A 6,292-nucleotide genomic window follows, 5' to 3' on the forward strand; every position below is an offset into this window, starting at 1 on the left:
TCCGGAAGGTGCGGTCGTTCTGACCCGATGCGGCCGAGACTACGCTTGTTGCAGTGCAGAATCAAACAGTCGTTTGGCACCTTTCCGATTGGCCGGTCAACCTGCACATGCGAATCCTGCATGACGCTGCGGGCTTTTCTAACCGAGACGTCAGCGGTGCATCGACGAGCCGGTCAGCCATACTCAGAACGGCGCTGGTCATCCGCATGCGCCTGAAAGAAGGTCAACAGACAGCGGGGGAGCCAGTCAATCCGGCCAGGAAAGCCACCATCCACAAACCCGACATGCCCCCCCTGCGCCGGCTGCAACAAAGTAACCTGCGCCGAGACGTCGGCAGGCGAAGGCAAGGCGTGCTCGGGCAGAAAGGGATCATTACGGGCATTGATGACCAGCGTCGGTACCTCGATGTGGCGCAGCCAGGGCTTGCCGCTGGCCCGCACCCAATAGTCATCGACATTGCGAAAGCCATGCAGCGGTGCGGTGACCCGATCATCGAACTCCCGAAAGGTACTGGCCCTTTGGATTTCCTGCGGATCTACATTCAATCGCGCCAGATCTTCGCTGAATCGCTGAAGGTGCTGCAGCGTCTTGGGGCGCAGTGTCCTCAAGAAATTCCGGGTATAGACGCGGCGGTTGAATCCGCGATCCAACACTGATCCAGCAGCAACCAGATCTAGCGGTGATGAGACGACCGCCGCACCATTGACCAGCAGTCTGGCTGCGGCGCCCTGCTCCCCCAGCCATTTGGCCAGCGCATTGCCACCCAGAGAAACGCCGACCACAAACAAGGGACCGGCATGCACCGCGCGCAGACGGCCAAGCATCCAGCCAATCTCGTCGCTGTCCCCGGCGTGATAAGCGCGTGGTCGCCGATTGGGTAAGCCTCCACACCCTCGAAAGTGCGGAACCACCCCTTGCCAACCTATCGCCAGGAGTTGGTGAAACATCGCCAGCGCGTAGTGGCTGCGGGAACTGCCTTCCAGCCCGTGAAACATGGCTACCAGGGGGGCGCCGCCAGGAGTCTGGGCACGATCACCCAGCCAATCGACGGCAATTTCATCGCCATCTGGCGTTGTCCAGTTTTCGCGGCGCATGGCCGGCTCGGTGGGCCGTAATAGCAACGCCGGATAAATGGTCTGCGCATGGCCACCCACCAGCCACCGCGGCGCCCTATAAGGTGGTAGTTGCATGATCTCCCTTTCTGAATACTGGTTTGTCTGCAGCATCCCAACAGGCCCTCGGTTTGACAAGGGGATGGCGCCACAAGGGCTCAAAGATTAGGTTCCTCTTGCCAGCACTCGGCCATCGTCTAATCTGCTTTGAATAGCCACGTCCGACTCCACAAACGGGCATCCACCTGTTCTGAAGCGACATCAGCAACCGGTGGCATCAAGGCTTCACCCAGGCATACGTGTCACGCAACTTCAACAAGCCCCTCATGTGGCCCTGCCATAACCATGACTGGCAGGTTGATGCTTCACACCTCAGGAGGAAACCATCATGACAGAATCCGAAAAACGCAGGCCGCAAAGTAAGGCAACATTCCCCTCACACAAGGTAGTGCTGGTGCTCCAGGGCGGTGGTGCGCTGGGTGCCTACCACATTGGTGCCTATGAAGCATTAAAGGATGCAGGCTTTGAACCGGACTGGGTAACGGGCATTTCGATTGGCGCAATCAATGCCGCCGTGATTGCTGCCAACCCGCCACAGCAACGACTGGCAAAGCTGGAAGCGCTCTGGGAAAGCATTTCGCGCCCAGATGGTTGGGGAATGATGCTGCAAGGGGTCGATCTGCGCATGTTCAACCAGTTCAACGTGGCCGAGGCGATGGTTCTGGGGCAGCCCAATTTCTGGTACCCCCGCGTCCCCAGCCCGGTTCTGGCAAAGGATCTCCCAGCCACCGAGGCCAGCTTCTACGACACTCGCCCAATGCTGGCAACGCTGCACGAGCACGCCGACTTCGCGCTGCTCAACCGTGGAGAAGGCGCTCGCCTCAGCCTGGGCGCAACACGGGTGGATACCGGAGAGCTGGAGTTCTTCGACTCCAACCATCAGACGATCGACCCACGCCATGTATTGGCCAGCGGCTCTTTACCGCCAGGCTTTCCGGCCACTGAAATTGACGGGATCTGCTATTGGGATGGCGGCTGTGTCAGCAACACGCCACTGAATGCGGTGCTGGACGATCTCGCCACTGATGACCTGCTGGTATTCATGGTGGATCTATGGAGCGCTTCGGGCCCGCTACCCCGCACCATGGATGAAGTGGCATGGCGTCAGAAGCAAATCCAATATGCCAGCCGTAATGCTCAAGTCGAGACCCTCTGCCAGAACCACAACATCCGCCAGGTTCTGCAACAAAACAAGGCCGGGCTCCCCGCTGAAACCCTTGCAGTGGCCCGAGCTGGCATGCTGGAAGTGCCTCAGCGTCACATTGATATCGTGCACATCACCTACACACCGAGCGACACAGAAAGCTCATTCAGCGATGCCGAATTTTCCCGGCCGTCCATCCAACGCCGGCGCGACGCCGGCAAAGCCGACATGCAGCAAGCACTGGCTGCTTCGCCATGGCTGCAAACCCATATTGGCGCCGCTCCCATGGCACGTTTGCACCGGATGCAGGCAGGTTGCATGAATAGCAGCTTGTGCATGTGATGTTTGCGGTATAGCGGACTCCCCAACCCTCGATACGGCGGGGAATCGGTGCTGACGGGGCTAGCTGTTCAATGACGCGAGCAGTGCAGCGCCAGCAAGCCCTCACCCTGACGGCCAATGCAGTCAGGTAATACTGCGCTTGACAGTGAAATCAGCGCCATGGTGCATGGCACAAAAGCGACGTAGCCACCTCAATATAAATCAATGAGTTGAACGGCACTCCTCGCACCAGCCATACCGAAAGTTTGCCTAACTGGTAGACATTCTTTATGGTCTGTCAGTTGGGGATTTCCCGTGCCGTGATCGCAGAGAAATCTGCACATGCTGCGAAACGTCTGTGATCACAACACCATGCAACCCGGCATTCCCCAAAACACCATGAAAGCCGCAATCAAGGTATAGCGGCTTTGAAGATAAGACGGCTGCCGCAGGGGGGCCAAATTCTGCGAGCCGCCAGTCATACCCTTAACCTACGCAGCCATTCCATTTTCTAGCAAACCCAGTCGAGGGGAGTAAACAAGAAATGAAGATGAAGCACATTGCCTACGCCATCAGTATTCTGGGCTTGGCCGGCCAAGCTTTTGCGGCAGACGAAGCGCCTGCCACGCAGAAGCCTGAGAAAATCACCGTTACCGGCTCGCACATCAAGCGGATCGCCAAAGAAACCGTTTCGCCCGTCACCATCATGACCCGTGAGGACATTGATCGTTCAGGCGCCACGACCGTTGTCGAGTTGATGCGCAAACTGACTGCTGCGGGCGGTAATGGTGGCGAATCGCTGACAGCCAGTTCGTTCCGTAATGGTGCAACCAGTGTTGATCTGCGCTCATTGCCAACACTGATATTGCTCAACGGCTATCGGTTGCCTGCATCCGGATCTGATTCGTACAGCGGTGAAACCGCCGTTGACCTCAATGCCATCCCAGTCGCTGCTATCGAGCGTGTGGATGTTCTGAAAGATGGCGCATCCGCGCTGTATGGTACGGATGCCGTTGGTGGTGTGATCAACTTCATCTTGCGCAAGGACTATCAGGGCTTCGGGGCCAATGCCTACTACGGCCAGACGACACACGGTGATGGCCAGACGACTCGCGCGTCCGTTACTGCGGGTTTTGGCGACCGTAACACCGATCGCTTCAATGCCAACTTCACATTCTCGATTGAAGATCGCAAAGCCGTTCATGCATTTGACCGCGATTGGGCGCGCGGCCCGGATTTCCGCGATCGTGCCAATGGCCTGCACCAAGGGAACGTCTACGGACAACGTGGCTCAGACCCTGGCACGATCTCTACTGGTGGCTCGCAGCGTATGCCTGATCCGGAATGCCGCGCTGATCGTAAGCAGCCTTATCCCGATGCGCCCGAGTGGTTTGCATCACCCAACCGTAACGCCTGTATGTACGCGGTATCGGAGTCAGAAGACGTCATTCACCCCTACAAGCGTTACACTGGCGTAGGGATGTTGAATTGGGACGTCAGCAGCAATGTTTCAGTGTTCGCTCAGGCCTTCGTCAACCACTACGATCTCAGGCTCGAAGGCTCCCCTTCCTGGATCCAAGACGAAGGGCGGGGCAGCGTACTGTTCGTCAGCAAAGACAATAAATTCAACCCGTATGGAAAGGACGTCAGAATCCGCCGTCTCTTCCAGGCTGATGAAGGCGGTACCAGATCAAAGGTCGATACGCTCTGGCTGGTTGCAGGCGGTAGTGGACAAATTGGTCGCTTTGACTGGAACTTGGCGGCCGGGCATGCCGAAGAGAAAGGTGATATCCGCACCTATGGTACTTTCATGCACGACAAGCTGCATCAGTACCTGAAAGAAGGTAAGTACAACCCATTCGGCGGCAATCATAACTCCCCCGATGTGATTCGCGAGCTGACAGCAGACCATCATGTCAACACCAATTCAAAGACCGACTTCATCACCGGTAAGGTAACCACCGAAGTGGGTGAACTAGGAGGCGGCCCGATTGGCGTGGCAGTTGGCGCCGAATGGAAGCGTGATCAGCTGAGCTATGACCCCTCTCAGGCTTGGCGTGACGGCGCCATTGGCATCTATTCGATACTGCGCGGCATTTCTGGCTCCCAGAAACAACACGCCCTGTTCTCCGAATTGAACTTGCCATTCCTGGAAACACTGGAAGGCCAAGTGGCGGTACGTTACGACAAGTATGAGTTTGCTGGCGACACAACCAATCCTAAGATCGGCCTGCGCTGGACACCACTCAAGAACTTTATGATGCGTACATCATGGGGCACGGGCTTCCGCGCACCAACACTGTCGCAGACCTTTAGCGAAGGCCGTGGTGGCTTTGCCGCACTTAAGGATGGTCGCCGCTGCATTCCAGGTGCTTATCAGTTTGACGACGACTGCACCGGCTCCGCACTGTCGGTTACAACGGGCTCCAAAGACGTCAAGCCCGAAAAATCCGAGACCTTCAACTTGGGTTTTGTTTTTGAACCCACCGCCAATAGCAGCATGGGCTTGACCTACTGGCGCATTGAATGGAAAGACCGTATTTCTTCATTGGACACCGAAACGGTCTTGGCTGGCGAAAATGGATCTTACAAAAACTCCGTCATTCGTCATCCCTGGAGTACCGAGGACGAGGAAGCATTCAAGCGCCTGACACCCGCCCAACAAGCTCAACTCGCTTCCAAGCCTGGACGCCTGAAAGAAATCCGCGTTGGACTGATCAATCGTGATCAGGTACTTACCGATGGTTTTGATATTGATGGCTCAGTGCGATTCCGTCTGGATCAGTGGGGCACTGTGCGTCTGTATGGAGAAGGGACTTACCTGAGCCGTTACAATCGGACGCTGACCAAGGACGATCCAGAAGTAAATTGCGATGGAAACCGGGCTTGTGATGCGGGCGAATTCCGCAATCCACGCTGGTTGGCTAAAGCTGGCATCAATTGGGACATTGGCGCCTGGAAGATCAATACAGTTGCCAATTACACATCAGGCTACCGAACCAACCGGTTGCCCAATGAAACGATCAATGCCAACTATGGACAGTATGAAGCAGGCGTATCAATTGCCAGCTCCACTCTGTTCGATGCTTCAGTGAGCTATTCCGGCTTCAAGAACGCGACTCTGCGCCTGGGTGTCGACAATATGTTTGATCGCGACCCACCGTTCTACAGTGGATCAAACCTTGGCTTTGACACCAGCTATGGCAGCGCTCGTGGCCGCTATATTTACGGTTCGCTGAGCTACCAGTTCAAGTAAGCATTTAGGTTTATTGTATTAAGCAAAAGCCGGTACAAGTTGATTGCTTGTACCGGCTTTTGCTTTGTAGCTAGAGTCAGGCCCCCCCAATCTGCCATTGCATTATCCGAAGCGTGAGATGCTAATCACCCCGAAGAACAGCGGAGATCAGGGGTAGAATTTTCTCGAATAGAGAGTTCTGGTAGATGAAGAGCATCCGAGAGGCCTGCGCGACGTTCGGAATCAGCAAATCCAGCTATCGCTACCAAGCCCCCCGCCAGGCGGCAGAGAAAGGTTAGAGGCTATTAGTGGGGATTGCCGTGGAGGAGTATAAAGCAAAGCGCCCCGACCATCAGAGGAGGGGGCGCTTTATAAGGGGAGCCTGGCGGTGACCTACTTTCACACGGGAATCCGCACTAT

Annotated in this window: 3 protein-coding genes; 2 read left to right on the plus strand and 1 reads right to left on the minus strand. The window is 56.2% G+C overall.

The genetic code is table 11. The annotated features are described in order from the left end of the window. Positions 1-173: 173 nt before the first annotated feature. A complete protein-coding gene (locus tag PZA18_RS10945) occupies positions 174-1,190 on the minus strand; it encodes a YheT family hydrolase (protein WP_284100875.1) in 1,017 nt (338 codons plus the stop codon). Positions 1,191-1,500: 310 nt separating this feature from the next. On the opposite strand from PZA18_RS10945, the gene PZA18_RS10950 reads away from it, so the two are divergent. Both PZA18_RS10950 and PZA18_RS10955 read left to right on the plus strand, forming a co-directional pair. Beyond that, on the plus strand, positions 1,501-2,658 hold the full coding sequence (locus tag PZA18_RS10950; protein WP_284100876.1) for a patatin-like phospholipase family protein: 1,158 nt from the start codon (positions 1,501-1,503) through the stop codon (positions 2,656-2,658). A gap of 523 nt (positions 2,659-3,181) precedes the next feature. After that, positions 3,182-5,893 carry a TonB-dependent receptor gene (locus tag PZA18_RS10955; RefSeq protein WP_284100877.1) on the plus strand — a complete coding sequence of 904 codons (2,712 nt, stop codon included), beginning with the start codon at positions 3,182-3,184 and terminating at the stop codon, positions 5,891-5,893. Positions 5,894-6,292 lie beyond the last annotated feature (399 nt).

Origin of the sequence: Parachitinimonas caeni (assembly GCF_030129945.1) — a bacterium.
GTDB lineage: Bacteria > Pseudomonadota > Gammaproteobacteria > Burkholderiales > Chitinimonadaceae > Parachitinimonas > Parachitinimonas caeni.

Excerpts from the sequence above, each read along its gene's own strand:
- PZA18_RS10945 (WP_284100875.1), bottom strand. The coding sequence starts at position 1,190 with ATGCAACTACCACCTTATAGGGCGCCGCGGTGGCTGGTGGGTGGCCAT.
- PZA18_RS10950 (WP_284100876.1), top strand. The coding sequence starts at position 1,501 with ATGACAGAATCCGAAAAACGCAGGCCGCAAAGTAAGGCAACATTCCCC.
- PZA18_RS10955 (WP_284100877.1), top strand. The coding sequence starts at position 3,182 with ATGAAGATGAAGCACATTGCCTACGCCATCAGTATTCTGGGCTTGGCC.